The following is a 25,095-nucleotide window of genomic DNA, read 5'->3' as shown; positions in this document are numbered from 1 at the left end:
GGATACGGTGAAACCAAAATCCCAGATAGTGAACATTCCGGTCTATGAGCCGGGCAAACCGATTGAAGAAGTCAAGCGGGAGCTTGGTCTCAGCGAAGTCATCAAGCTGGCTTCCAACGAAAATCCTTACGGTGCTTCGCCGCGTGTAAAGGAGGCGGTGCTTGCCGAGCTCGACAACATCAGTCTGTACCCGGACGGAGGCGCGGTGGAACTTACGGCTGAAGTGGCCCGCTTCCTGGGTGTTGAGCCCGGGCAAATCATTTTCGGCTGCGGCTCGGACGAAGTCATCGCCTTGATCTGCCGCGCGTTCTTGGTTTCCGGCGACGAGACCATCATGGCGGATCAAACCTTCTCCGTGTATAAAAGCAACGCCGACATCGAAGGGGCCGTCAGCATCGAGGTTCCGCTGGTGGACGGAAAGCATGATCTTGAAGCGATGCTCGCCAAGCTCAGCAGCAAGACGAAGATCGTGTGGATCTGCAACCCGAACAACCCGACGGGAACGATTCTCTCCGAAACCGAATTGACCGGCTTCCTGGATCAAGTTCCATCGGATGTGATGGTGGTGCTGGATGAGGCTTACTTCGAGTATGTAACCGACCTCTCCTACCCGGACGGAAGCAAGCTCCTATCCCAATATCCAAACCTAGTCGTTCTCCGGACCTTCTCGAAGATCTACGGCATGGCTTCCCTGCGGATCGGCTACGGCGTGGCTCAGCCTGAGGTCATTCAGCTGATCAACCGGGTGCGCGAACCGTTCAACACAACGCGGGCAGCCCAGGCAGCGGCCAAAGCGGCGCTTGGCGATCAGGAATACGTGGGTAACTGCCGCATCGCGAACGCGGAGGGCATCAAGCAGCTGCAGGCTGAGTTCGACCGGCTAAGCCTCGATTACTTCCCCGCGCACGGCAACTTTATTATGGTCAATGTGCGCAAGCCTGCGGTGGAAATGTTCCAATCGCTGCTTCAGAAGGGGATCATCGTTCGCGCCGGATTCGGCAAGTATCCGAATCATGTTCGTGTAACCGTTGGATCCGAGGAACAAAATAAAGCATTTATTCACGCATTGGAGCAGGTATTGAGCGAAGATAAGGCCCAAGTGCAGTAAGTGCGAACAAACGAGTGAGGGAACATGAATACAACGAAGATTGCTATATTTGGAGTGGGTCTGATCGGCGGTTCGCTGGCGCTTTGCTTTAAAGGCAAGCCCGGCTTAACCGTCGTGGGCCATGCCCATCTCCCTGAATTGGCCGACAAATATATGAGCCGCGGCGTCGTCGACGCAGCGACGCTGTCCATGGAAGAAGCCGCACTTGATGCGGACTTCATTTTTTTGTGCGTTCCTGTCGGTATGCTGGAAGAATACCTGGACCGGTTAAGCGCCCTGCCATTGAAAAAGGGCTGCATCATCACCGATGTGGGCAGCACGAAGGCTAGCATCGCGCAGGCGGCGCGTGCGCATGATTTCAAGAACTTTTACTTTATCGGCGGGCACCCGATGGCCGGCTCCGAGCGTTCCGGTGTAGAGGCGGCCACGCCGCTGCTGTTTGAGAACGCGTATTACGTGCTGACTCCGCCTCCGGGCACGCCTGATCATGCTTATGACGCGCTGGCGCAGCTGCTGTCTTACACCCACGCCCAAATCGTCAAGGTGGATCCGGTCCTGCATGATGAAATCGTCGGGGCGATCAGCCATCTGCCGCATATCATCGCAGTGGCGCTGGTGAACCAGGTGTGCGATTACAATCATTCCAATTCCTTATACCGGCTGCTCGCGGCAGGCGGTTTTCGTGACATTACCCGGATTGCATCCAGCGATCCGCTGATTTGGCGCGACATTCTGCTGGGCAACAAAAACGTACTGCTCAGACAGCTCAAGGACTGGAATGAAGGCATCGCCGCGTTCGTAGAGATGCTGGAAGAGGGCGATGGACAGGCCATTCAAGAGGCGTTTGCCAAGGCGAACGATTTCCGCAGCGAGCTTCCGGAACGCCGCAAGGGCATGATTACGCCTAGTTTTGATCTGTACCTCGACGTACCGGATACGCCCGGTATTATCGGGAAAATCGCCACAGAACTGGGCGTTAGGCACATCAACCTCAGCAACATGCAGATCATCGAGAGCCGGGAGGACGTCCCGGGCATTCTGCGCCTGTCCTTCAGGCAGGAACATGATTTGGAGCGGGCCAAGGAACTGCTGCAATCCATGAGTTATCAGGTATCGCAGTAAATTTTAAAACGTTTACAAAAAAACGCTTACTTTAGTGTTGACAAAATGAAAACGTATACATATAATAAAAGTACAGTATGGTTTCTCTCCACTCCTATCCAAATAAATGGCACTTTGTGCAGCCACCCGATGCGGGTGGTTTTTTTTTGCCTTTTTTTATTTTGCGGCCATTTTTTTTCTATAATCTAGCAACATTTACGGGGCGAAATTCGTCTATTAAGAGATTAGTGATGATTCAGCGTGTCCCAAAAAGCGTTAACATCTCCTTGGATTTGGCAATTCCGTTTGAGGTTCGACTGACTAGCAGGAATTAATATGTTACAATGGAAATGATATATTTGTAGAATCGTTGCCGATTTTGCCGAATACATAGCTTTTTGGACGTTTATACTGCCGCGCGGTGGCGTAAATACCGCAACTTTTCATCACCTGTTCAGTACAAACATATAACTGAATCGAACGGGGATGCTTGTGTACGGTCGAGGAGGTCACAATGGAAATGACGGATTCGCAGATGATACAGGACATCAAGAAGGGCAATGTTGAGCTCTTCTCTGAATTGATGCGCCGTTATCAGCGGAAAATATTGGCTTTTGTATATCATATGCTTAAAAGTTCACATTTGGAGTTAATGGCGGAAGACCTGTGTTCAGAGACGTTTTATAAGGCTTTCAAGAGCCTGCATTCGTTTCGTGAGGTCGACGCATCGTTCTCCACATGGCTCTATACGATTGCCCGGAACACGGTGCTCAGCGAGCTGAGAAAGCAGCGCAGCGCCAATGTGCCGCTGGAGGAGAGCGGGGTAACGCCGGTTGCGCCGATGGAGGTGGCGCCGGAGCAGGCCATTTTGCGCACTGAGAAGGTCGAGCTGGTTCGGGAGGCCATAAACAACCTGCCGGAAAAGCAGCGATCCGCGATCATTTTACGGGAATACGATCAGCTCGATTACCAGGAGATTGCCGACATTTTAGGTCAAAGCGTCAGCTCTGTAAAATCTCTTCTATTCCGGGCAAGGTCCAGTGTGAAAATTCAGCTGGAGCCGTATTTTTACGAGCTGACGTATGAAGAATATGAAGGGATGAAAAGCAAATGAATTGCGATGAGGCTCACAGCCTGTTCGGCATCGTTTTGGATTTGGAAGAAGACGATCCGAGACGGATTGAGCTCGAACAGCATACAGCCACTTGCAGTGATTGCCAAGCAGAATTGGCGTTATGGAAAGAAAGCCGGGTTCTCATGATGGAATTGCAGGAGGAGCCGACGGAAGAACAGGCGGAAGAAATCAACCGGAACGTCATGGACCGTATATACCGGGAGTCTCCATGGCTGATTCCGGACCAGAGCAAACCTTTTGCTGTACCTGCATCTACCCGAAAACGCATGTCCTGGTGGATTGCCGGGTTTGTCATGGTATTTTTGGTGAGCTTTCTGTATTGGGTCATCATGGATAAGCTGTTTGTTAAAGAGACAGCCGAAGCGGTACCTACCGGGATTCTTCCGACCGGCGTTGCGGGTTCGTCCGTGGTGACGGAACAGGTCAGTTATGTGATCCCGAAGACGAACAGCGGGATTATCGAGCCGCTTGTGGCAGGCATGGGTCCGACCCATCCGCAGTACTGGATGATTTTGTCGGTACTCGGGGTAGGAATGGCCCTCTTTTCATTGGGAAGGGTCAGCCGTATCAGGAAATAGGTTCTTTCGCATATATATATAGAAGAAAGGGGATACGCGCATGATGATCGGTTTGGTCCGCCACGGCCTGACGGATTGGAATAAGCTCGGCAAAATTCAGGGACAGAGCGATATCCCATTAAATGAAGAGGGCAGGCAGCAGGCGGAGCGGCTTGGGGAAAGGCTGCTTCACGAACCGTACCGCTGGGATTTTATCATCAGCAGCAAGCTCTCCCGCGCGCGGGAAACCGGGCAAATTCTTGCCGACAAGCTCCACATTCCGCTGCTTGAGCCTGATGAGCGGCTGAATGAACGGAGTTTTGGGCAAGCGGAGGGACTGACGGCCGATGAGCGGGAAAGCCGCTGGGGCAAGCAGTGGGATGTGCATGACCTTGGCCAGGAGTCGATCGAGCAGATTGAGGCTAGAGCTTTGGCGTTTATGGAGGATATGTGGACGGCTTACCCCGATAAAAACATGCTCGTCGTGAGTCACGGCGGGCTGCTGGCACAGCTGTACAAGTCACTGTACAGGGATAAATATACGGAACGGATTGGCAACCTGTCGCTTACGATCCTGGAGAAAAAGGATATCGACTGGGTGCCGCTCCTCTATAATTGCACCCGCCATTTGGCGGAAAAGAACGGATAACTCGGACAAGCGCCGGGTTATTTTTTTTGCCCGGATCGAATAAAAATTGTAATAATTCCCATAATGGTAGTAAAACGGCGAGGCGATGATGACATGAATTTAGCGGATATGCTTTCGTATGCGGATATCGGCCAGCTGACTACCATTGCAAGCCACTACCAATGCCAGTGCAAACGGAATTCCAAGCATGAACTGATCCAAAGCATCCTGGTCACGCTGAACCGGAGGGAGTTTATCGCACAGCAGGTTAACACGGTTTCTCTTCAAGATTTACGCTTTCTGAATTCGGTTTTGTTTGACAGCAGATCGTTTTACAGCGTAGAAGATCTGGCGGCTGTCGTCCGGCAGACGACTTTTGACCTCCCGACAAACGAGGTGCATGAGACCCCGAGGGAAGCTATCGCCCGCTATAAGCGCAGCGGCTGGCTGTTCAACGGGATGACATCCAGCACGAAATATCTGTTTCAAATGCCGGTTGATCTGAAGGACAGGTTCCGGGCCGAGCTTGGACACACGCTGAAGCGAAAGGTCGTTAAATCCGGAGAGCCTCCGGTTTACCGGGAAGAGCAGGATCTGTGCGCCGAGGATCTGATGTACATGCTGAAGTATGTGAACCAGCAGGAGATCGAGCTGAATCAGGAATTCGTAATGTACAAGCGATACCAGCAGCAGTTAATGGACATGTTCCATGTCAGCGAGCCCCTGCTGACCAAAGGGGGGTGGCGCTTTGGCTACGGTAGGAGCTTCAATGCATACCCAAACCGGATGGCGCTTCTGTATGACTATGCGTTCTACCACAGATATATCGAAGAAAACGGCAGCCGGCTGGAGCTGTTGGGCAAGGGCGCAGAGCTGCTGGAAAGCGGAACGAAAGAGAGCATGGTACAAATTTTCCGCTTTTGGTTAAAACTTTATAAAAGCGCCATACCTAACTTGGCATCCCTCGTATATTGGACCGGGGAATGCGCTAAGGAATGGGTAACCGCCGCTTCCCTGCATGATGCTTTGGGCTGGCTGATCAAACCGTTTTATTACGACACTGCAGAGTCGATATTAAATGAAAGAATTATCGCGATGATGATGCATCTTGGGCTGATCCGCATCGGAGAAAGTCCGGAGAGCGGCATGGTTTTGAAAATGACCGCTTTTGGACAAAAGCTGGCCAGCAAAAGCCTGAATCTCGGAAGCGGCGAGCTGGAACCGCTCATTGACAAGTCATAGCCGCCTTGTTACAATCACTCCCAAAGTTAAGGGGTGATGAAAACATGCTGTTACCTTACGGCCAGCATCTGCCAAAGATCCACCCATCCGTCTATGTCGCGGAGGGTGCCAAAATTGTCGGTGACGTTCAAATTGGACAGCAATCAAGCGTATGGTTTAACGCCGTGCTTCGGGGTGATATGGCACCCATCGTGATCGGTGACCGGTGCAACATTCAGGATGGAGCGGTAGGCCACGTAAATACGGACGAGCCGCTGATTCTAGAGGACGACGTCTCGGTCGGACATGCCGCCATCGTTCACGGCTGCACAATAGGCAAAGGTACATTAATCGGAATGGGGGCCATCGTACTGAACGGGGCCGAGATTGGTGAATATGCTTTAATAGGGGCAGGATCTATCGTTACTGAAAATAAAAAAATACCACCCTATACGCTTTCTCTGGGTTCGCCGGCGAGAGTGGTCCGTGAATTAACCGAAGAAGACTTGCGCAGAATGTATCGTACCACTCAAAACTATGTGGACAAGGGTAAAGAGTATAGGATGTTCTAATCAAAGGTTCGGAGGTGCATCCTAATGGATAAGATGAAAGCTACTTATGAAGTCATGTTGGGGCTGGCGGCTGAAATGGTATGGGACGAAGCGTTGCGAAAACACCGGAGCGAAGAGCTTTACCGCGAAATAGACAGGGCTCTGGCATCCGGAGACGAGGCGGCTTTCCGTAACCTGACGGATGAACTGAAGTTGCTTAATTAAGTGGAAATAAATGAAAAGAAATGCAGGCATCCATGCTGCATTTCTTTTTTGTTGGGATGGACTGCGCCAATGAATTTTACAAATTGCTGACACGGGAACAAGCATATTATAGAATGGAATGGTGAAAAATAATGGAAAGGGTGAACCCTTGAATGAAGTTCAGCGAAGTGGAAGAGGCAACATGGAGTGAACTCTCCCCCTATTTCGACACCTGCCTCATCCCTTACACCGGCCTGTCGGGCAAAGAGTCTCCCATAGAAGCGACGGAGGCGCTGGCGCGGCTGCGGGATTTTATGGACCTGGTCGAGATCCCGTTTAAAGGGAGGATCATTACATATCCGGCCGTACAATACGGTCAAGGGGAGGATTTGTCGTTATTGCAGGAAGTTTGTCGCAATGTAAGGAAAGCGGGCTTTGCTTACGTCATTGTCATGACGGCAGACATCGAGCTGATCCAAGGCCGGATTGAAGGCTGCGATTTGGTTCTGTCCCGGAAAGGATTCAATGAAGAAACGGGCGGAGCAGGTATAGCAGGCCAGATTAAGGATAAAATACAGGAAATGTGGCAGCGTGACAGCAAGATGGAAATGTGACAGAAATTCAACAATTTAATTGGGTAAATCTTCTTCCGCCTGATAAAAGAGTTGGATATTCTTGACGGTCTTATAAGGCTAATATATTATTATTATGTCCTAGTAAGTCGTGTGATAATAATCATTGAAAGCACTTTAAGACTTGGTTGACAAAGGGGGTTGAAGACATTATGAGCAACCAAAATGAGCACCATGAACCATCTCACAAACCACCCGGTCGTAAAGAAATGTCCCGTCGACAATTTCTGACTTATACATTGGGCGGTGCCACTGCTTACATGGCAGCCGGTGCGGTCCTGCCGATGGTGCGTTTTGCTGTGGATCCGATCCTGCATAAAAAGGGCGAGGGAGAGTTCATTAAAGTTGTCGAAGAAAGCAAAATTACCGACGAGCCTCAGGAATTCTCTTTTGAGCTGAAGCAGCAGGATGGATGGTATGCAAGCACTGCAACATTAACTGCTTGGATACGCAAGGATGAACAGGGAAAAATCTATGCGCTGTCCCCGATCTGTAAGCATTTGGGCTGTACGGTCGGCTGGAACAATGATAAAAGCTTCCCGGATGAATACCACTGCCCATGCCACGGGGCACGTTATACCAAAGAAGGCAAAAACTTGGCTGTAGCGCCGAAGCCGCTCGACACCTACAAATTGAAAATTGAAAACGGTTGGATTTATTTGGGCGGGGTAGAGCCAAATACTGAAGTGAAATAGGAGGCGTAGATTCGGATGTTTAAGAATGTCTACAACTGGATTGATGAACGTCTTGATGTCACGCCGATTTGGAGAGACGTGGCGGACCATGAAGTGCCGGAGCACGTTAACCCGGCGCATCATTTCTCTGCGTTTGTATACTGTTTTGGCGGATTGACGTTTTTTATCACGGTCATCCAGATCCTGTCGGGGATGTTCCTGACCATGTATTACGTTCCGGACATCATTAACGCCTACGCCAGCGTTGAGTACCTCCAGACGAAAGTAGCCTTCGGGCAAATCGTCCGCGGTATGCACCACTGGGGGGCGAGCTTGGTTATCGTTATGATGTTCCTACATACCATGCGCGTGTTCTTCACAGGTTCCTATAAGGCGCCTCGTGAAATGAACTGGGTCGTGGGTATGCTGATATTCTTTATCATGCTGGGCTTGGGCCTGACAGGCTATCTCCTTCCATGGGATAACAAAGCCTACTTTGCAACAAAGGTTACGCTGGAAATTGCGAATTCCGTTCCATGGCTTGGGCCGATCATTAAGGAATTCCTGCAGGGCGGTACAATTGTAGGTGCCGAGACGTTAACGCGTTTCTTCGCACTTCACGTCTTTTTCCTCCCGGCCGTGTTGCTCATTCTTCTGGTCGGACATTTTATTATGATCCGCAGACAGGGCATTTCCGGTCCACTATAATAAGAAGGGAGGAATATCCATGGCACACGGTAACAATTCAAAAGAAAAAGTGGTATATGTTGGCGACTCGCGCGTCCGCAAAGGCAACGGGTTCATTACGCCGCCGGACTACACGTCATATCCAGGTAAATCGGAAGCGTTTATCCCTAACTTTCTTTTGAAAGAATGGATGGTCGGTGTTGTCGTACTCGTCGGGTTTCTCGTACTCACTATTGCGGAGCCTGCTCCTCTATGGTTTCCTGCGAACCCGAGCGCGTCTATTATTCCAATGCCTGACTGGTACTTCTTGTTCCTGTATCAATACCTGAAGCTGCCATATGCATCCGGTGATTATGTCGTGTTAGGTGTCATCGGTGTGAGTGGTGTCGCATTTGGTTCGTTGCTATTGGCGCCGTTTCTGGATACAGGCAAAGAACGCCGCTTCTATCGTAGACCGATCGCATCCTCGCTCATGCTGCTGTCTTTGATAGCCTGCGTTTATTTAACAAACAGCGCATGGCACCACTACAAAGAAGAAATGGCTGCAACCGGTCAAATTCCGGAGAACATCCAGCGTGAAGAGAAAGCGGCCGAAAACAAGGCAAAAGGACTTCCGACGACCAGCGCGAACCAGCAAAAAGAGATCGCGATCGTCGATAAAGAAGATCCGGCAATGGAATCTTATAAAAAAGCAGGCTGCATTACCTGCCACGCAGCGGATATGAAAGGTGCTGCGGGTCCGTCTCTCCGTGGAGTCGGCGACAAACATAACAAAGAAGACATTCTGAAAATCATCAAAGAGGGCTATGAAGGTAAGATGCCTGCCATGTACGACTCAGCAATCGCTGCAGGCCTGACCGACAAAGACATCGATCATTTGGCAGAATGGCTTTCGAAGCAAAAGGCAGAGCAATAAGCGGCCATACTTATGAAAACCTGATCGTATTTACGATCAGGTTTTTTTAAGAGATCAGAAAGTATGGCTTACATGCTAAAAACACGATGAACGAACCTCAATAACCCAGCTTTAGCGGTAAAGGGATCGTGGGAGTACAAGGAGGGACAAGCGTGTCGATCGCTTATTTCTGGAGCCGTTCGCTCCTCGGAAACCGGGGATTTTTATGGCTCCTGTTATGGTGCAACCTGCTGGGAACAGTATACGGTTACTATTGGTATGCGGAACAAATGGAATATACCGTGGCGAACAACCCCTTCTGGCAGGTCATTTTCGTTCCGGACAGTCCGACGGCAAGCTTATTTTTTACGATCGCAATCTATATGCTGCTGTATCCGCCTAAGACGAAGTTCGGCTACGGACTCCGGCTGCTGATTGAGGCGCTGGCCGTCGTCACGTCGGTGAAATACGGCATTTGGGCGGTGAGCATCATATTTGCCGGATATGCACAGGGTTCCCCGCTGGTATGGCAGGACTGGATGCTGGTTCTCTCCCATTCGGCGATGGCCATTGAAGCGCTGCTGTACGTCCGCTTGTTCAAGTTAGGCGTGACGATGCTGATTCCGGCTGCGGCCTGGACATTCCTGAACGATACGGTGGATTATACATACGGGGTATTTCCTTGGCTGCCCGTTCAGCTGATGGACGATATCGCGAGCGTACAATATTTTACCTTCGGTTTGACGCTGTTCAGCGCGCTGCTGGCTTGGCTTGTCATCAGACAGGCAAGGCGCTGACTTCAAGTTCAGTTCTAGGGACATCCCTTCTGCCATACATATACGGTAGGAGGGATGTCCCATGTTACGTAGAGGCACGGCTGCCAGATGGAGCCTGGCGGTCATCATGGTGCTGCTTGGACTCGGCTGCAGTCTATCCTGGGTGGCGGCGGACGCCGATACGCTGTCGGCTGCAGGAGGCTCAGGCGGGAATGCTGAGGCGGTGAAGCAGGCGGAGCAGCTCGATATGCTGGCCGACTCGCTATATCAGCATGTACTGGAAGGTAACATCAATCTCGTCCGGCAGGAAATTCTGCAGGCCAGCGATATATTTGAGCATTCATCCTTTCAAGGCTTGACGAGTGTGGAAGGATTTCATGCCTTGTCGGAGAGCTTGGTGGAAATGAAGGAAGCGACGAATCAGGCGCAAATCCAGCAGGAACAATGGCAGACCGCTTCTGCCAAATTCCGGTTGGCCGCGGACAGCTTAAGTCACCCCAAGCAGCCGATGTGGATGCAGTACTACAAGGTGCTCCGTGAGGATTTGAGCGAAATGAAGGCCCGGGCGGCCGCTGCCGACTCCCGGGGGATGAAAGCGGCTTACGAGAGCCTGCAGAACCACTATGAGATCATCCGCCCGGCCGTGATCATCCAGCGCAAGCCGGAGGAAATCACAGCAGCGGATGCCTGGGTATCTTATGCAGGCGGCTTGGTTCAGTCTTCATCGTCCTCGGCTGCCGAAATTCAGGATGTCGTGACTTCCGGCGAGGAAGTGTTTAACGGCTTATTCGGTAAGAAAAAAGACGATAACCCGGCTTTCGCCCCCATTGACGAGGTCAACGGACTGTGGCCGTGGACCTTCTGGGCCGGCTCGTTTATCATCCTGATCCTGACTTATACCGGTTACCGGAAATATAAAGGGGAGCGGGACAGCTTTAAAAGCGTGAAGCCCAAAGAGCTGTAGTTCATATGGGTACTGGGCCGCATTTGCTGTCCATTGGAAAAGCCCGCCAGCTTCAAGAGCCGGCGGGCTTTTTGTGTGCTTCCGATTATTCTTCTTTAAAACCTTCGCCGTGAACGTCATGCACATCACTAATGATGACGAATGCCCGCGGGTCCACCGATTTTACAATATCGTGGAGCCTGCGGATCTCCTGGCGTCCGACGACGCAGTAGGCCATATGCTTGGCCTGCTTGGAGTACGCGCCTATGGCTGGAATCAGCGTAACGCCCCGCTCCATCTCGACCGTGATTTGGTCGGCGATTTCTTGGGCGTGGTCGCTAATAATCGTAAAGGCTTTGGCTGCATAGGCACCTTCCTGGATAAAGTCAATCACCCTGGAGGCGATGAAGACGGCTACGAAGGTGTACAGGATCCGCTCTCTAGGGATGAAGAACAGGGAAGCCCCGATAATGATAATATCGATCACGAGGATGACCCGTCCCATGCTCCAGCCAAATCGCCGGTTGCAAATGCGTGCAATGATATCGGATCCGCCGGTCGTCCCGCCGAAGCGGAATACGACGCCCAGTCCGGCTCCGAGAGTGACGCCTGCATACAGGGAAGCCAATATGTAGTCTCTTTCCGTTTGAAACGGCGTGATCCACCCGGCATCAATCAGCTTTTCGATGAACCACAGAAAAAACGTCAGCGATGCGATCCCGACGCCCGTATAAATCATCTGTCTGCCGCCGAGGATTTTCCAGCCGAGAAGGAAGAGCGGGATGTTCAGCACCAGAGTCGACAGGGACGGCGGAATGGAAAATGCATAATTCAGGAGGACGGTTACCCCTGTAACGCCCCCTTCCATCAGCTGGTTAGGGATAATGAAATAAAGCAGGCCGAAGGCATATACGGCAGAGCCCAAAATGATGGGCAATACGAGCTTGAGCTGAATAAACAACTTGGATGAACTCATGAAATCCCCCGCAATACCAGAAGTAGGAAGAAAGGTTTTTCTTCGCTCCATTCCATAGTATACCTTTTTCCCCGGCGATTAAAAAATATTTGTTTTCATTTCCGCTTTGCGATAACATATGGAGTAAACTAGCGTCCGGCGTGACGTGAAGCATTGTACATACGAAAGAGGGGGACGGTTCGGTATCATGGAGAAGTCATTGGCAGAAATGCAGCGGGAAGTCGACCGGTACATCTCCCAGTTTAAAGAAGGGTATTTCAGTCCGTTATCGATGCTGGCAAGGATGTCCGAAGAAGTCGGTGAGCTGGCCCGCGAGGTGAACCACCGGTTTGGGGAAAAGCCAAAGAAGCCTTCCGAAGCGGATAATTCCATTGAGCTCGAGCTCGGAGATATTTTGTTCATAACGATGTGCTTTGCGAATTCGCTGGGGATCGACCTGACGGAAGCGCACGACAAGGTCATGCACAAATTCAATACGCGCGATAAGGACCGTTGGACGAAAAAGGACACCGATTAGGCGGAATGAACATATGCTGTAGGAAAACCGCCTGAACGGGGGGAGCAGCTATGCAGTCCGAACCTTTTGTCCAAAAGGCTTACCATTGTATTTTGCAGAACGATTTTGAAGAAGCACTTCATTGGTTTGAAGCAGCGATCGCCGAAAACCCCGAGGATGCAGAAATTCATTATAGATGCTCCGTAACCTATGCAAGAAGCAGCCGGCTGGATAAGGCCATGGAACGTGCGCTAGAAGCCTCCAGGCTTGCACCCGATAAGCCGGAATACGGTTTGTATGTTCAGCATTTGCAGGCGATGCGCATCGTGCAGGATGCGAAAAAAACGATTGATTCTCCCGATGTAGCACCTGCCAATCAATTGTATGAAACGGTATCTATTTTGAAGGAAGCGGTGCGGCTCGACCCGCTCTACGGGGAGGCGTATATTTGGCTTGCGCTTGCCTACAGCCAGCTGAACGAGCACGCGCTTGCCATATCGGCTATCAAGGAAGTCATCGCCCTTCAACCCCATGACCACGGCCTGCAGGATATGCTGGAGCAGTTAAAAGGCCGGCTAAACTCGTATTTATACGATTCATCCACCTAAATAGAATGAACTAAAGTTTATCTCATGTAATGTCTGGATCCCCGGGTCATTTTTCCGTGTCAGAAAGGGACTTTCTTTAGTTCATTCTATAAATCATGAGAAAGTGGGGAGCTAACATGTCAACCATCAAAGTAGCCGTCGCAGGAGCAGCCGGCAGAATGGGCAAGGAAGTCGTCAAACTGGTACTCGAGGATCCCGATCTGGAGCTGGTAGCCGCCGTCGGACGGTCCGGAGAGGGGACGGACGCGGGCACTTTGGCCGGGCTTCCGGAATGCGGCGTGAAGCTGACCTCCGATCTGGAGATGGCACTGGTCGAAGGTAAGCCGGACGTGCTTGTGGACTTTACGACGCCGCAGTTCGCATACCCAAATACGGTCTTGGCCGTAAACCACGGGGTTCGTCCCGTGATCGGCACGACGGGCTTCACCCCGGAACAAATCGAAGAGTTGGACAAGCAGTGCAAGGAGAAGGGGATCGGCGGGCTGATCGCACCGAATTTCTCCATCGGGGCCATACTGATGATGAAATTTGCGGCGCAGGCTGCCAAGTATTTCCCACATCTCGAAATCATGGAATTCCATGGGGATCAGAAGCTTGACGCACCTTCCGGCACCGCCATCAAAACGGCTGAGATGATTGCCCAGAACCGCCAGGAGATCCGCCAGGGAAATCCGAACGAGGAAGAGACGATTGAAGGCTCTCGCGGGGGATATTATAATGGTTTCCGCATTCACAGCGTCCGGCTTCCTGGCGTATTCGCCCAGCAGGAAGTATTGTTCGGAGGCTTTGGCCAAACGCTGAAGATCCGCCACGATTCCTATGAGCGGGCAGGATATATGCCTGGCGTCAAAATGGCGGTCGAGAAGGTTATGACGTACGAGGGTATGGTTTACGGGTTTGACCATTTTATAGAGTAGTTCAGGAGGGGTTACAACATGCTAAAAATCGCATTCATCGCACACGACCGAAAAAAAGACGAGATGGTCAACTTTGTCACGGCTTATGAGCATGTGTTTGAGGGACACCAGCTGTATTCCACAGGAACGACCGGACAGCGGATTATGGAGGGCACTGACCTGAAAATCCACCGGTTCATGTCGGGTCCGCTTGGCGGTGACCAGCAGATTGGGGCGCTCGTGGCCGAGAATGAGATGGACCTCATTATTTTCCTGCGGGATCCGCTGATGGCTCAGCCTCACGAGCCGGACATCAATGCGCTGCTCCGTCTTTGCGACGTCCAGGGGATTCCGCTTGCGACCAACATCGCAACGGCCGAAATTTTGGTCAAGGCGCTGGACCGCGGGGATTTTGCCTGGCGCGAACTGGTACATAAATATAAGCCGGGTGCTGAAATATGAGTGAACGGCTGGATATTCTGATTTTCGGCGCCCATGCGGACGATGCCGAAATCGGGATGGGCGGCACGATCATCAAGCATGTGCAGGCCGGGCTGAAAGTGGGGATCTGCGATTTGACCTATGCGGAAATGTCCTCGAATGGAACGGTCGAGCGCAGGAAGCAGGAAGCGGCAGCCGCAGCTGGCGTTCTTGGTCTTTCCATGCGGAGCAGCCTTGGACTGCCGGACCGTGGACTGTTCATCACACCGGAACATGTGGAAGCCATCACTGCGGAAATCCGCCGTCATGCGCCGAGGGTCGTTTTCGCTCCGTATTGGGAAGACCGCCATCCCGATCATGTAGCCTGCAGCAAGCTGGTTGAGGAAGCGGTGTTCAACGCCAAGCTGCGCCGGTACATGCCGGACAAGCCGCCTGTACAGGTGGAACAGCTATATTTTTACTTCATTAATGATATGGGCAGAGCCGATCTGATGGTAGATATTACCGCACAGCAGGAAATGAAGGAACAGGCGCTCCTGTGTTACCGGTCGCAGTTTGAGATGACTCCGGTTGAAGGAGAAACGGTGGTTACCCCGCTGAATCAGGGATATATCGAACGCGTCAGATCCCGCGACCGGCTGACCGGCCAGCGCAGGCTCATTCCCTACGCGGAAGGCTTTGCGATCAAGTCGCCTTACGTCGTGGACATGTTCATTTCAGGATCCGAATAATGACCGATATACAGGACTGAAGTCAAGCGCCCAATCTTTAGGCTTGATTTCAGTTCTGACTTTTTATAAGCTGAAAGCGCGCAATCGAAATACCCGGTTGAGCGGTTGTACGCTGTAAAATGAAACGTCGCGAGACGTTTTTAATATTCTCTGGGTACATAATATAGAAAAGGCATGTAAAGAAGGGGGGACACGAAGCTTGGGTCAATCACTTAAAATTGGCATCACCTGCTATCCGTCACTCGGAGGCTCAGGTGTAGTCGCGACCGAGCTCGGCAAGCTGCTGGCCGAAAAGGGCCACCAGGTACACTTTATTGCCCACAGCATTCCATTCCGGCTGGGAGGGCAATTCCATAAAAACATTTTTTATCATGAGGTTGAAGTGAGTGATTATTACGTATTCCGCTATCCTCCTTATGACTTATCCCTTGCGACCAAAATGGCACAAGTGGCCAATATGCAGCAGCTGGACATTTTACACGTCCATTACGCGGTTCCTCACGCGGTGTGCGCCTTCTTGGCCAAGCAGATGGTAGGAAGCAACCTGAAGGTGGTCACGACGCTTCATGGCACGGATATTACGGTACTGGCGCAGGACGAATCGTTAAAGGACCTGATTCGCCTGGCGATCAACGAAAGCGATGCGGTCACGGCGGTATCCCGAGACTTGATCCGGGAAACCCGCGAAGTGCTGGACATCAGCCGCGATATCGATCTGACGTACAATTTTGTGGATAAGCGCATCTATTATCCGCGCGATACGTCCTCGCTCCACGGCGACTATGCCGAACCGAACGAGAAGATTGTGATGCATATTTCGAACTTCCGCCCGGTCAAACGCGTCGGTGACGTCGTAGACATCTTCGCCAAGGTCAACGAGGAGATGCCTTCCAAGCTGCTGTTTGTCGGAGAAGGTCCGGAGCTGCCGAAGGTCCAGTGCAAGATCAAGGAGCTCGGGCTGGAGCATAAAGTTCACTTTTTGGGCAAGCAGGACGAGATCGCCCAAGTCATCTCGCTGGCAGACGTGCTTTTGCTTCCATCGGAAAAAGAAAGCTTTGGTCTGGTCGCGCTGGAAGCGATGGCATGCGGTGTTCCGACGGTTGGATCGATCGCAGGAGGGATTCCCGAGCTGGTGGTTCACGGCGAAACCGGGTTCCTGTCCCCGATCGGAGATACGGACCAGATGGCTGATCAGGTGCTTCGGCTTCTGTCGGACGACGATCTTGCTGCACGGTTCCGCGAGGCCTGTCTGACACGGGCATGCCGGGAATTTTCCGACGCATTGATCACACGCAAGTATGAACAGATCTATTATCGCGTTCTCGGCCGTGAGGTGCCCCAGCTGGATGCGGTGTGCAGATAAGAGGTAGTCAATTAGGGGGTCATGGAAAGTTATGAAATGGAAGCAGGCGGATGCCGGGATGGCCGGCTGCGCCGAGCAGTTACTGTCCGTCCTCGAATCGCATGGGCATGAAGCGTATTGGGTCGGCGGATGCGTGCGTGACGAACTGATGGGCCGTCCGGTCAACGATATGGATATCACGACTTCGGCACGCCCCGATGAAGTGACCCGGCTTTTTGAACGGACGGTGCCTACGGGGATTGAGCACGGAACGGTCACCGTTCTGGTTGGAAACTACGCCTTTGAGGTTACTACATACCGGGTGGAAGGTTCTTACGAAAATCACCGCCGGCCAGCGGAAGTGGCCTTTGTGCGAAATCTGTCCGAGGATTTGCGCCGCCGGGATTTCACGATGAACGCGATAGCCTGTGACCGGCAGGGACGGTTTGTTGACCCTTATCATGGTGAAAACGACATTCGAAAAGGCATCATCCGCTGCGTTGGAGAGGCCCACGTCCGCTTTCAGGAGGATGCCCTGCGGATGGTGCGGTGCATCCGGTTTGCCTCGGTTTTCGGCTACCGCATTGCCTTTAACACCTGGAAAGGCCTTCTCCTGGAAAGAGACGGAATTCAGTATATCGCGCTGGAGCGGATTCGGGCGGAGCTCGATAAAATGATGGAGGGACCTCATCCTTATCTCGGCCTGAGCCTGCTGGGTAGGAGCCGATTGCTGGAAAAAGCCCGGGTACCGTTTACATCTACCACCGTGGACGGTTTCCTGTCCAGAATCGGCGAGATTCCTTCCAAGGAGACCGCTGTCAGATGGGCCCTGCTTATGTTGGCCTGCGGCTTATCCGGACAGGAAGCCGGAAACCTGATGCGCCAGTATACGTTTTCCAACGATGCCCGCGAGAGGGTCGAAGCCCTTTTGTATTTGGAAGAAGAGGTAGAAGGGTTGATTCGCGAGACCAATCTCAGGGAGCAGTGGGTAGGCTTGGTGCTAAAGTACGGTAAAGAGACCGTCCGGCGCTGGCTCCTGCTTAGCTCAGTACAGCCGCAGGAGCACAGGGGGACGGCAGCGGATGAGCTGCTGGCCCGCGGGCTGGAATGGATGGACGAAATGAAGATTTTCCACCTGCACGAGCTCCAGATCGGCGGCTCCGATTTGATCGCGGTTTCGGGCAAGAAGGGCGGACCTTGGGTGGGAGAACTGCTGAAGCAATTGCTGTTTAAAGCGGCGGCAGGCATGCTGCCCAATACGAAATTGGATTTGACAGAAGAAGTGAGACGGGTGATGGTTACCGATGAAAAAGGCTGAGACCCTTTTGGATATACTGCTGGATGCGGAAGAATTTGTTTCGGGCGAGGAGATCAGCCGGCGGCTGTCGGTCAGCAGAACCGCGGTCTGGAAACAGATCAACAAGCTCCGTGAAGCAGGGTACGAATTTGAAGCGGTTCCTCATAAAGGCTACCGGATTGTCAGCAAGCCGGACCTGCTGGATCAGCTAGAGCTGGCGCAGCGGATACAGTCTAAAGTGATGGGATCGCAGCTGAAAATATTGGGGACGACGGTATCAACGCAGGAAGAAGCGAAAGCGCTGGCTGAGGAGGGGGCGCCGGAAGGCACCCTGGTCATTGCCGAAGAACAGACCGGCGGCAAGGGGAGGATGGGCCGCAAATGGTTTTCGCCCTATGGAAAAGGCATCTGGATGAGCCTGGTCCTTCGGCCCGAGCAGCCGCTCCATTACACACCGCAGCTTACGCTCTTGACCGGAGTGGCGGTGTGCCGGGCAGTCCGCAAGGTGACCGGCGTCATGGCCGGCTTAAAATGGCCGAACGACCTGCTGGTCGACGGGCGGAAAATTTGCGGCATCTTGCTGGAGTCGGCGGCGGAAGACGAGCATGTCCGCTACTGCATTGCCGGCATCGGAATCAGCGCCAACCTGGACCGCGACGATTATCCGGAAGAGCTGACCGGGATCGGAACTTCCCTGAAGATCGAGGCGGGTGAGCCGATCGACCGGATGTCGCTCATCGCTTCGGTGATGGAAGAATTTGAAATGCTGTACGAGCTGTACCGCAAAGACGGATTTCAGCCGGTCGCCTCGCTGTGGGAGGCGCTGTCGGTAACGTTGGGCAAGCGTGTGTCGATTCAGACCGCACGCGGTCCGATCGAAGGAATGGCCGACGGGCTCGATGCAAGCGGCGCGCTTCGGGTTCGTACCGATTCGGGCGAGCAGATTCCTGTTTTTTCCGGAGATGTCGAACTTAGACGATGAAAAAATAATGAACTTTTGGTATACTGACATGTAGAGGCGGTATCGACGGATGATCGAACTGCACTCTGCATGTTTTTGTTTGAAGAACACCCTCATAACTGCAAATGGAATATTGCCGTTACGTTGGATTCTGCTCTGAGCCGGAAGGACCGAGACAGAAGGGACGATCGCAAGTGACCCTTTATGCCCTTTCGGACCTTTTTAGTGACTCACTAAAAGGTTTTTTTGTTTTTTATCCTATTTTTCACACTCATTCGAAAGGGGAAGAAGCACAATGGCAAACAAACAACCACTGAATATCGTGAAAATGAAAAAGATGAAGGCGGATGGCATTCCGCTCTCCATGGTAACCGCCTATGATTATCCTTCGGCGAGCTTGGCGGAGGAAGCCGGCGTGGACATGATCCTGGTCGGAGATTCGCTCGGGAACGTGGTGCTCGGTTATGATTCCACGCTGCCGGTCACGATCGACGACATGGTGTACCATACGAGATCGGTTGTCAGAGGCGCCGGGCATACATTTATCGTGGCTGATATGCCGTTTATGACCTACCACGGAAGCATCGACAGCACGCTGGACAACGTCAAACGCCTGATGCAGGACGGTCATGCCCATGCCGTGAAAATGGAGGGCGGACGCGAAATCTGCACCGCGGTGGAAACGATCGTCAAAGCCGGCGTTCCCGTGCTCGGCCACATCGGCTTAACGCCGCAATCGGTGAACCAGATCGGGGGTTACCGGATTCAAGGTAAGGACGAGGTGGATGCCGCCAGATTGCTGGAAGATGCGAAGGCTCTAGAAAAAGCAGGGGCATTCGGCGTCGTGCTTGAACTGGTAACGGAGGAAGTGGCCCGCTTTATTTCCGAGCAGCTGTCGATTCCGACCATCGGGATTGGCGCCGGGCGGTATGTCGACGGCCAGGTGCTCGTATTCCATGATTTGTTTAAGTACGCATCCCCGTATCGCGACAAGCGTTTTGTCAAAACCTATGGTGACATCGGAACGATCGTTCGCGACGGGATCAGCCAGTACGTTCATGACGTGAAGAGCCGCTCTTTTCCGGATGAGACCCATGTTTTTACGGCAGACGATCAGGTCGTCGAGAACTTGTACGGCAAAGGAAAGGAGAAGGTGGGACACGCATGAAAGCTGTAAGAACGATTGAAGAACTGCGCAGCGGTATACGGGCGCTACAAATAAATTTGGGACCGGAAGCCACGGTCGGCCTGGTTCCAACGATGGGTTATTTGCATGAGGGGCATGCCAGCTTAATCCGCCGTGCCCGCAATGATAATGGGATTGTCGTCGTCAGCATCTTCGTCAACCCGATCCAGTTCGGTCCGGGCGAGGACTACGAAACTTATCCGCGTGACGAAGCAAGAGATCTGGCACTGGCCGAAGCGGAAGGAGCGGATTTGGTCTTCCTTCCGTCGGTGGAGACGATGTATCCGCAGCCGACCAAGACCAAAATCATGGTATCGGACATTACGACCCGTTTGTGCGGAGCCTCCCGTCCGGGACATTTTGACGGCGTGACGACGGTGGTGAGCAAGCTGTTCAACATCGTTCAGCCCGATAAAGGTTATTTTGGCATGAAAGATGTACAGCAGGTCGCCGTGCTTCAGCAGATGGTACAGGATCTCAACATGAACGTGGAGATTGTTCCCTGCCCGATCGTACGTGAGGAAGATGGCCTAGCTCTAAGCTCGCGCAACGTGTACCTGAGCGAAGAGGAACGCCGGCAGGCACTTGTGCTGTCACGCTCTCTGCGCGAGGCTGCGGCTGCTGTGAGCGAGGGGACGGCGGTAACCGCCGGTGACATTCGAAACCTCTTGCAGCGCATCATCAGCCAGGCTCCGCTGGCCGATATCGAATACGCCGAGGTCGTGTCTTTCCCTGGGCTTCAGCCTTATCCCGATGACGAAGAAATCAGCCGGAAGGACGAGGCCGTCCTGATGGCCCTAGCCGTCCGTTTCGGTCGGACGCGCCTGATCGATAACCGTTTATTTAATCCCAAGGAGGCGAATTGACCGATGTACAGAACGATGATGAAATCCAAAATCCACCGTGCGACCGTAACCGAAGCGAATTTGAATTATGTGGGAAGCATTACGATCGATGAAGATTTGATGGAAGCCGCCGACCTGCTGGAGAACGAAAAGGTCCAAGTGGTGGATAACAATAACGGGGCGCGTCTGGAAACCTATGTCATCCCAGGGCCCCGCGGGAGCGGTGTGATTTGTTTGAACGGGGCGGCAGCCCGCATGGTTCAGCCCGGCGATACCGTCATTATTATATCCTACGCCGTCATGTCCGATGAGGAAATCAAGAGCCACAAGCCGACGGTAGTTTTTGTGAATGAATCCAATAAGCCGATGAATACGATGAGCAAAGAGGTTCATGCCACGATTATTTAAGGACTCGCCCGGTATGCGCGGGGAAGCTAAGACAAGGAATGGCAGCCCGGAGCGGGAATGAAAAAGCCCGGGTTAACAAAAAATGAGTTCAGGTGACCGCACTGATTTCATTTTTGTTTAAGGTGGGATGCAGCCATGTTTCAGCATGTATTCGCGGAAATGAACAACATGTTAGACGAAATCGTGAAACATTACCCCACAGCGCAGGAGGCCCAAAAGCATCAGCTGATCCAAAAGTGGAATTTGCTCAAAACGATGAGCGACGGCATCATAGAAGAATGGTTGTCTTTTGAAGAGAAAATGGGCGCTTTCCGGGAGCAGGCCAAGATCGCGCCTGTATTTCCGCAGCATGAAACGCCCGAGGTCGAGATGGATTCCTTTATCCGGGGGCAGGGATATTTCAAGTTGCTGATGTACAGGCAGGCGGCCCAGCAATTTGCGCAGGTGATCCTCGAATTCCCCGACAGCTTTTTGGCCCGGATGTACTTGGCCATGGCGTATTTGCACCTGGAGGAGCCGGCGGAAGCCCGCCATCATTTCCAGTGGATTCTGCCGCTTGCCCAGCATCCCAAGCTGAAGGCGATGGTGCTGAATGCGCTTGGCTGTGTCGAGGCGATGCAGGGCCAGCTTGGCAAGGCCCAGGATTATTTTACGCTGGCGCTTTCGCATGATCCCTCGTTCCCGGATCCGCTAATGAATCTGCAGGTTTGCCAGCAACAGTGCGGTCAGCTTCAGTATGGAAGCCAGTTAATATCGCTGATGTAATGCATGTGAGAAGACGATGCCCGCTGCACGGAAAGCGCCGGGTGTCGTCTTTTTCTATAGAACCGGAAGTTCAAGTTTTTCCTTCCTTGAATTTTCAAATGTGAAATCTTCTGTTATGCTGTTAAGGAGACTGGACGAAAGGATTTAGGAATCATGAAATTTGCCGTACTTGACTTCGAAACGACAGGCAACCAGTCCGCAGACGAAATTATTCAAGTTGGACTTGCCATTATAGAAGAGGATGGGACGATTTCAAAGGTGTATGGCTCTTATGTCAACCCGGGTATCGAAATCCCTCCGTTTATTACGGGACTTACCGGCATTACGAATGAGGATGTGGCCGCAGCTCCGGCCCTGGAAGAAATGATGATGGAGCTCGTGCCGCTGCTCGACGACGTGGTCCTGGTGGGGCATAATGTAGCATTCGATTTTAATTTTTTGCAAAACGCACTCGACCGGTGCGGCTATTTGCCGTTCTCTGGGCGGATTTTGGACACGCTCGACCTGCTCAAAATTTGCTTCCCTTCGCTGACTTCCTATCAGCTGGGCATGGTGACCGGACACTTCGGTCTTCAGCATGACCGGCCGCATCAGGCCGACAGCGACGCTTTGGCGACGGCATACGTTCTGCTGAAGTGCCTGGATGAGCTGAACAGCCTGCCGTTGATTACGCTGCAGCGGCTGGCCGAGCTGTTTGCAGATGAGGACAGCGACCTCGGCTGGTATTTCGACGGCCTCTGCCAGGAAAAGGAGCGGGAACCCGCTCAGGATCTGAACAGCCACACCTTTTACCGCCAGCTGGCGCTTAAGGTGGATGACTGGACCGAGATGGCCCCGCCGCGAGATGACGTGGACGACAATCCGCTCAAAGGTGTCGAGTTTAAGGAATATTTGGCCGAGATCGAAAAACGGCTGCGCGATATTATGCCTCATTACGAGGAGCGTGAGCCGCAGACGATCATGTTCGACCAGGTGATGAATGCGCTGGATCAGGACAAGCATTTGCTGATCGAAGCCGGGACCGGGACGGGCAAGTCGCTCGGCTACCTGATCCCCTCGATTTATCAGAGCGTGAAGCAGGACCAGAAGGTGATGGTCAGCACGCATACGATCAACCTGCAGGAGCAGCTCCGGGAGCGGGATATCCCCCTCTTGACGCAGGTCGTGCCCTTCCCTTTCAAGGCAGCTGTGTTCAAGGGCAGACAGCACTATTTGTGTTTGAGAAAATTTGAACATAAAATAAACAGAAGAGACTTTATCAATCCGAAGGAAGACACCATCACAGCCGCCCAGATGATCGTCTGGCTCGCCCAGACCGAATCGGGTGATGACGAGGAGCTGAGCCTCGGCGGCCGTGCGGGAGACTTCTGGGAGACCGTAAGCAGCGACTCGGACTCCTGTCAGGGCCGTGCCTGCCCTTGGTTCCGCAAGTGCTATTACCATCGGGCCAAGCATGAAGCCGGAATCGCGGATGTCGTCATAACGAACCATTCCAAGCTGTTTACGGACGTCAAGGCAGGCCATCAGCTCCTGCCTTCCTACGAGCGCCTCGTGATCGACGAAGCTCATCACCTAGAAGACGTTGCCGGCAAGCATCTCGGACTTCATTTGAAGTACTTTACCGTCGTCCATACGCTGACACGGCTCTATAAGGACGCCCGGAGTGGGCAGCTGCCGGCGCTTCGCCAGCTGCTTCAATCGTCGGCCTATGAGCAGGCCGGTGAATGGACCGCCGTTATCGACCGGATGAGCGAGGATTTGGTCGATGTTAAAGAGCATTGGGACAAGCTGAGCGAATCGCTCTTCGGCCTGCTTCCGGAACGGAGCGACGCTGCTCCCGGCGACGGCGGACAGTATACGCTGCGCCTTCAGCCGGGGAAAAAGCCGAAAGAGTGGGAGACGCTGGCGGCGCTCGAAAACCAGATCTTTGTCACGGTGGGGGAAATCGTCCGCAAAGGCGAAAAGATGCTGGCCGAATACAAGGAGGAGCAGGATGATTACGGTTCCGACAGCCTGATCACCGATATCGGCGGGCTGCTCAAGGACCTCAGCTCCGAGCGGGAGAATCTCCGGTTCTTTATGACGCTGAACGACGAAACCGTCGTGTACTGGATGGAAGCGAGCGGCCATTTCCGCAGCAAATCGCTCCAGCTGTACGCTGTTCCGGTTGACGTCAGCAAGCAGCTCAAGGAGCTGTTTTTTGACAAGAAAAAGAGCGTCATCCTGACGTCCGCCACTTTATCCGTAGATAAATCGTTCCAGTATATGATCGACAACCTTGGACTGCAGGAGGACCAGGACAGCGGACGCCTTGTGACGGTCCAGCTTCCGTCCCCGTTCCGGTACAGGGACCAGGCGCTGCTCGTCATTCCGCGGGATTTTCCAAGCGTGAAGGGAAGCGTCGGGGACGCCCTGTTTGTCGAAACGCTGGCCCGCTCACTAGCGGACGCCGCGATCGCGACCCACGGCCGGATGCTGGTGCTGTTCACCTCGTACCGCATGCTGCGCCAGGTATACGAGCCGCTGAAAGAAGCCCTCGCACAAAGCGACATCGCCGTGCTTGGACAGGGCGTAGACAGCGGCAGCCGCACGAAGCTGATCCGGCGGTTTACGGACAGCAGCGCTTCGGTGCTGCTTGGAACGAGCAGCTTCTGGGAAGGCGTGGACATCCCGGGAGAAGCGCTGACGTGCCTGGCCATCGTCCGGCTCCCGTTCCAGCCGCCGAACCATCCGCTGGTGGAAGCGAAGAGCGAGCTGCTGCAGCGCCAGAAGAAGAACCCGTTTATGAAGCTGTCGGTCCCGCAGGCCGTCATCCGCTTCAAGCAGGGCTTCGGGCGGCTGGTCCGCACCGCCCATGACCGGGGCATCGTCATCGTATACGATACGCGCGTCATCGAATCGTATTACGGGAAGTACTTCCTGTACTCGCTGCCTGGACCGAAAATGGAGCATATGCAGACAGACCAGATGGTTCCGCGCATCTCTGAATGGCTTCATCAGGACGGTGTGTCTTAAATGAGTCCATTAGATA

At 53.0% G+C, this 25,095-nt stretch carries 28 protein-coding genes; 27 read left to right on the top strand and 1 reads right to left on the bottom strand.

The annotated features are described in order from the left end of the window. Positions 1–7 precede the first annotated feature (7 nt). The 14 genes from hisC (at position 8) to ABIE48_RS19730 (ending at position 11,133) form a co-directional block, all read left to right on the top strand. Positions 8–1,108: a histidinol-phosphate transaminase gene (hisC, locus tag ABIE48_RS19795; protein WP_192715614.1), complete on the top strand. Its 1,101-nt coding sequence runs from the start codon at positions 8–10 to the stop codon at positions 1,106–1,108. Between the two features lie 24 nt (positions 1,109–1,132). After that, entirely contained in the window at positions 1,133–2,230 is a 1,098-nt protein-coding gene (locus tag ABIE48_RS19790) for a prephenate dehydrogenase (protein ID WP_192715613.1), read from the top strand. 499 nt (positions 2,231–2,729) lie between these two features. Beyond that, positions 2,730–3,323 (top strand): RNA polymerase sigma factor, encoded by a 594-nt coding sequence (locus ABIE48_RS19785; protein WP_145024608.1) that lies wholly within the window; start codon positions 2,730–2,732, stop codon positions 3,321–3,323. Further along, on the top strand, positions 3,320–3,922 hold the full coding sequence (locus ABIE48_RS19780) for an anti-sigma factor family protein (RefSeq protein WP_192715612.1): 603 nt from the start codon (positions 3,320–3,322) through the stop codon (positions 3,920–3,922). The genes ABIE48_RS19785 and ABIE48_RS19780 overlap by 4 nt, the downstream gene beginning before the upstream one ends. A 40-nt stretch (positions 3,923–3,962) precedes the next feature. Continuing rightward, the gene (locus ABIE48_RS19775; protein ID WP_192715611.1) at positions 3,963–4,550 is read left to right on the top strand and encodes a histidine phosphatase family protein; all 588 of its coding nucleotides are present in this window, start codon (positions 3,963–3,965) and stop codon (positions 4,548–4,550) included. Between the two features lie 93 nt (positions 4,551–4,643). Next, positions 4,644–5,771: a hypothetical protein gene (locus tag ABIE48_RS19770; protein WP_192715610.1), complete on the top strand. Its 1,128-nt coding sequence runs from the start codon at positions 4,644–4,646 to the stop codon at positions 5,769–5,771. A 44-nt stretch (positions 5,772–5,815) separates the two neighbouring features. Then, positions 5,816–6,322, top strand: a complete 507-nt coding sequence (locus ABIE48_RS19765) for a gamma carbonic anhydrase family protein (RefSeq protein ID WP_089548041.1) — start codon at positions 5,816–5,818, stop codon at positions 6,320–6,322. A gap of 24 nt (positions 6,323–6,346) precedes the next feature. After that, positions 6,347–6,526 carry an IDEAL domain-containing protein gene (locus ABIE48_RS19760; protein ID WP_076170113.1) on the top strand — a complete coding sequence of 60 codons (180 nt, stop codon included), beginning with the start codon at positions 6,347–6,349 and terminating at the stop codon, positions 6,524–6,526. 152 nt (positions 6,527–6,678) lie between these two features. Then, the gene (locus ABIE48_RS19755) at positions 6,679–7,119 is read left to right on the top strand and encodes a DUF2487 family protein (protein WP_145023930.1); all 441 of its coding nucleotides are present in this window, start codon (positions 6,679–6,681) and stop codon (positions 7,117–7,119) included. 170 nt (positions 7,120–7,289) lie between these two features. Beyond that, positions 7,290–7,832: a Rieske (2Fe-2S) protein gene (locus tag ABIE48_RS19750; RefSeq protein ID WP_181153012.1), complete on the top strand. Its 543-nt coding sequence runs from the start codon at positions 7,290–7,292 to the stop codon at positions 7,830–7,832. A 15-nt stretch (positions 7,833–7,847) separates the two neighbouring features. Further along, positions 7,848–8,519 (top strand): menaquinol-cytochrome c reductase cytochrome b subunit, encoded by a 672-nt coding sequence (gene qcrB, locus ABIE48_RS19745; RefSeq protein ID WP_076170115.1) that lies wholly within the window; start codon positions 7,848–7,850, stop codon positions 8,517–8,519. Positions 8,520–8,538: 19 nt separating this feature from the next. Beyond that, the gene (locus ABIE48_RS19740; RefSeq protein WP_105444695.1) at positions 8,539–9,414 is read left to right on the top strand and encodes a menaquinol-cytochrome c reductase cytochrome b/c subunit; all 876 of its coding nucleotides are present in this window, start codon (positions 8,539–8,541) and stop codon (positions 9,412–9,414) included. Positions 9,415–9,566: 152 nt separating this feature from the next. After that, on the top strand, positions 9,567–10,190 hold the full coding sequence (locus ABIE48_RS19735) for a DUF1405 domain-containing protein (RefSeq protein ID WP_145023931.1): 624 nt from the start codon (positions 9,567–9,569) through the stop codon (positions 10,188–10,190). Between the two features lie 61 nt (positions 10,191–10,251). Further along, on the top strand, positions 10,252–11,133 hold the full coding sequence (locus ABIE48_RS19730) for a sporulation protein YpjB (RefSeq protein WP_145023932.1): 882 nt from the start codon (positions 10,252–10,254) through the stop codon (positions 11,131–11,133). An 85-nt stretch (positions 11,134–11,218) separates the two neighbouring features. On the opposite strand, the gene ABIE48_RS19725 is transcribed toward ABIE48_RS19730, so the two are convergent. Next, on the bottom strand, positions 11,219–12,088 hold the full coding sequence (locus ABIE48_RS19725; RefSeq protein WP_076170119.1) for a YitT family protein: 870 nt from the start codon (positions 12,086–12,088) through the stop codon (positions 11,219–11,221). Positions 12,089–12,275: 187 nt separating this feature from the next. On the opposite strand from ABIE48_RS19725, the gene ABIE48_RS19720 reads away from it, so the two are divergent. The 13 genes from ABIE48_RS19720 (at position 12,276) to dinG (ending at position 25,079) form a co-directional block, all read left to right on the top strand. Further along, complete coding sequence (locus ABIE48_RS19720; protein ID WP_076170120.1) at positions 12,276–12,605, top strand: nucleotide pyrophosphohydrolase; 330 nt, start codon at positions 12,276–12,278, stop codon at positions 12,603–12,605. Between the two features lie 50 nt (positions 12,606–12,655). Further along, positions 12,656–13,192, top strand: a complete 537-nt coding sequence (locus ABIE48_RS19715) for a tetratricopeptide repeat protein (protein ID WP_116229710.1) — start codon at positions 12,656–12,658, stop codon at positions 13,190–13,192. 116 nt (positions 13,193–13,308) lie between these two features. Next, positions 13,309–14,109, top strand: a complete 801-nt coding sequence (gene dapB / locus ABIE48_RS19710; RefSeq protein ID WP_145023933.1) for a 4-hydroxy-tetrahydrodipicolinate reductase — start codon at positions 13,309–13,311, stop codon at positions 14,107–14,109. Positions 14,110–14,127: 18 nt separating this feature from the next. Continuing rightward, complete coding sequence (mgsA, locus tag ABIE48_RS19705) at positions 14,128–14,550, top strand: methylglyoxal synthase (RefSeq protein ID WP_116229712.1); 423 nt, start codon at positions 14,128–14,130, stop codon at positions 14,548–14,550. After that, positions 14,547–15,260 carry a bacillithiol biosynthesis deacetylase BshB1 gene (gene bshB1, locus ABIE48_RS19700; protein ID WP_192715609.1) on the top strand — a complete coding sequence of 238 codons (714 nt, stop codon included), beginning with the start codon at positions 14,547–14,549 and terminating at the stop codon, positions 15,258–15,260. The genes mgsA and bshB1 overlap by 4 nt, the downstream gene beginning before the upstream one ends. A gap of 199 nt (positions 15,261–15,459) precedes the next feature. Further along, complete coding sequence (bshA, locus tag ABIE48_RS19695; protein ID WP_192715608.1) at positions 15,460–16,623, top strand: N-acetyl-alpha-D-glucosaminyl L-malate synthase BshA; 1,164 nt, start codon at positions 15,460–15,462, stop codon at positions 16,621–16,623. 31 nt (positions 16,624–16,654) lie between these two features. Beyond that, the gene (locus ABIE48_RS19690) at positions 16,655–17,920 is read left to right on the top strand and encodes a CCA tRNA nucleotidyltransferase (RefSeq protein WP_192715607.1); all 1,266 of its coding nucleotides are present in this window, start codon (positions 16,655–16,657) and stop codon (positions 17,918–17,920) included. Next, positions 17,907–18,881 (top strand): biotin--[acetyl-CoA-carboxylase] ligase, encoded by a 975-nt coding sequence (locus tag ABIE48_RS19685; RefSeq protein ID WP_192715606.1) that lies wholly within the window; start codon positions 17,907–17,909, stop codon positions 18,879–18,881. Before ABIE48_RS19690 ends, ABIE48_RS19685 begins: the two co-directional genes overlap by 14 nt. Positions 18,882–19,155: 274 nt before the next feature. Next, positions 19,156–20,028, top strand: a complete 873-nt coding sequence (panB, locus tag ABIE48_RS19680; protein ID WP_192715605.1) for a 3-methyl-2-oxobutanoate hydroxymethyltransferase — start codon at positions 19,156–19,158, stop codon at positions 20,026–20,028. After that, positions 20,025–20,912 carry a pantoate--beta-alanine ligase gene (panC, locus tag ABIE48_RS19675; RefSeq protein ID WP_192715604.1) on the top strand — a complete coding sequence of 296 codons (888 nt, stop codon included), beginning with the start codon at positions 20,025–20,027 and terminating at the stop codon, positions 20,910–20,912. Before panB ends, panC begins: the two co-directional genes overlap by 4 nt. Before the next feature lie 3 nt (positions 20,913–20,915). After that, complete coding sequence (panD, locus tag ABIE48_RS19670; RefSeq protein WP_076170868.1) at positions 20,916–21,299, top strand: aspartate 1-decarboxylase; 384 nt, start codon at positions 20,916–20,918, stop codon at positions 21,297–21,299. Between the two features lie 135 nt (positions 21,300–21,434). Beyond that, positions 21,435–22,064 (top strand): tetratricopeptide repeat protein, encoded by a 630-nt coding sequence (locus tag ABIE48_RS19665; protein WP_105442119.1) that lies wholly within the window; start codon positions 21,435–21,437, stop codon positions 22,062–22,064. Between the two features lie 153 nt (positions 22,065–22,217). Continuing rightward, positions 22,218–25,079, top strand: a complete 2,862-nt coding sequence (gene dinG / locus ABIE48_RS19660; RefSeq protein ID WP_192715603.1) for an ATP-dependent DNA helicase DinG — start codon at positions 22,218–22,220, stop codon at positions 25,077–25,079. Positions 25,080–25,095: the final 16 nt, after the last annotated feature.

Origin of the sequence: Paenibacillus sp. OAE614 (genome assembly GCF_040546645.1) — a bacterium.
Taxonomy (GTDB): Bacteria; Bacillota; Bacilli; order Paenibacillales; family Paenibacillaceae; genus Paenibacillus_AQ; species Paenibacillus_AQ favisporus.
Note: the sequence above shows the minus strand (reverse complement) of the source record. Positions and strands in the feature narration are given on the sequence as shown.

Bases quoted from the DNA above. Each gene is read 5' to 3' on its own strand.
- ABIE48_RS19760 (WP_076170113.1), top strand. From the start codon at position 6,347: ATGGATAAGATGAAAGCTACTTATGAAGTCATGTTGGGGCTGGCGGCT.
- ABIE48_RS19740 (WP_105444695.1), top strand. From the start codon at position 8,539: ATGGCACACGGTAACAATTCAAAAGAAAAAGTGGTATATGTTGGCGAC.
- ABIE48_RS19685 (WP_192715606.1), top strand. From the start codon at position 17,907: ATGAAAAAGGCTGAGACCCTTTTGGATATACTGCTGGATGCGGAAGAA.
- mgsA (WP_116229712.1), top strand. From the start codon at position 14,128: ATGCTAAAAATCGCATTCATCGCACACGACCGAAAAAAAGACGAGATG.
- ABIE48_RS19780 (WP_192715612.1), top strand. From the start codon at position 3,320: ATGAATTGCGATGAGGCTCACAGCCTGTTCGGCATCGTTTTGGATTTG.
- panD (WP_076170868.1), top strand. From the start codon at position 20,916: ATGTACAGAACGATGATGAAATCCAAAATCCACCGTGCGACCGTAACC.
- ABIE48_RS19765 (WP_089548041.1), top strand. From the start codon at position 5,816: ATGCTGTTACCTTACGGCCAGCATCTGCCAAAGATCCACCCATCCGTC.
- ABIE48_RS19770 (WP_192715610.1), top strand. From the start codon at position 4,644: ATGAATTTAGCGGATATGCTTTCGTATGCGGATATCGGCCAGCTGACT.
- dapB (WP_145023933.1), top strand. From the start codon at position 13,309: ATGTCAACCATCAAAGTAGCCGTCGCAGGAGCAGCCGGCAGAATGGGC.
- ABIE48_RS19720 (WP_076170120.1), top strand. From the start codon at position 12,276: ATGGAGAAGTCATTGGCAGAAATGCAGCGGGAAGTCGACCGGTACATC.
- bshB1 (WP_192715609.1), top strand. From the start codon at position 14,547: ATGAGTGAACGGCTGGATATTCTGATTTTCGGCGCCCATGCGGACGAT.
- ABIE48_RS19725 (WP_076170119.1), bottom strand. From the start codon at position 12,088: ATGAGTTCATCCAAGTTGTTTATTCAGCTCAAGCTCGTATTGCCCATC.
- panB (WP_192715605.1), top strand. From the start codon at position 19,156: ATGGCAAACAAACAACCACTGAATATCGTGAAAATGAAAAAGATGAAG.
- ABIE48_RS19790 (WP_192715613.1), top strand. From the start codon at position 1,133: ATGAATACAACGAAGATTGCTATATTTGGAGTGGGTCTGATCGGCGGT.
- ABIE48_RS19755 (WP_145023930.1), top strand. From the start codon at position 6,679: ATGAAGTTCAGCGAAGTGGAAGAGGCAACATGGAGTGAACTCTCCCCC.
- panC (WP_192715604.1), top strand. From the start codon at position 20,025: ATGAAAGCTGTAAGAACGATTGAAGAACTGCGCAGCGGTATACGGGCG.
- ABIE48_RS19785 (WP_145024608.1), top strand. From the start codon at position 2,730: ATGACGGATTCGCAGATGATACAGGACATCAAGAAGGGCAATGTTGAG.
- qcrB (WP_076170115.1), top strand. From the start codon at position 7,848: ATGTTTAAGAATGTCTACAACTGGATTGATGAACGTCTTGATGTCACG.
- ABIE48_RS19665 (WP_105442119.1), top strand. From the start codon at position 21,435: ATGTTTCAGCATGTATTCGCGGAAATGAACAACATGTTAGACGAAATC.
- ABIE48_RS19715 (WP_116229710.1), top strand. From the start codon at position 12,656: ATGCAGTCCGAACCTTTTGTCCAAAAGGCTTACCATTGTATTTTGCAG.
- ABIE48_RS19775 (WP_192715611.1), top strand. From the start codon at position 3,963: ATGATGATCGGTTTGGTCCGCCACGGCCTGACGGATTGGAATAAGCTC.
- ABIE48_RS19690 (WP_192715607.1), top strand. From the start codon at position 16,655: ATGAAATGGAAGCAGGCGGATGCCGGGATGGCCGGCTGCGCCGAGCAG.
- dinG (WP_192715603.1), top strand. From the start codon at position 22,218: ATGAAATTTGCCGTACTTGACTTCGAAACGACAGGCAACCAGTCCGCA.
- ABIE48_RS19750 (WP_181153012.1), top strand. From the start codon at position 7,290: ATGAGCAACCAAAATGAGCACCATGAACCATCTCACAAACCACCCGGT.
- ABIE48_RS19730 (WP_145023932.1), top strand. From the start codon at position 10,252: ATGTTACGTAGAGGCACGGCTGCCAGATGGAGCCTGGCGGTCATCATG.